We start from the raw sequence: 216 nt of genomic DNA on the forward strand, positions 1-216 counted from the left end.
TGGAGCGGGAAACGAGACTCGAACTCGCGACCCCGACCTTGGCAAGGTCGTGCTCTACCAACTGAGCTATTCCCGCATAATCTCTGGCTTCACGTTGCAACAGCTTGGCTACACGTAAGGACCGGCGATTGATGGTGCATTCAAATTTTGGAGCGGGAAACGAGACTCGAACTCGCGACCCCGACCTTGGCAAGGTCGTGCTCTACCAACTGAGCT

At 55.6% G+C, this 216-nt stretch carries 1 tRNA gene; it reads right to left on the minus strand.

The features are described from left to right. A tRNA-Gly gene (locus ACSZPU_RS26600) sits at positions 1–76 on the minus strand. Positions 77–216: the final 140 nt, after the last annotated feature.

This window comes from Phytobacter sp. V69, from assembly GCF_965644215.1.
Classification (GTDB): domain Bacteria; phylum Pseudomonadota; class Gammaproteobacteria; order Enterobacterales; family Enterobacteriaceae; genus Phytobacter.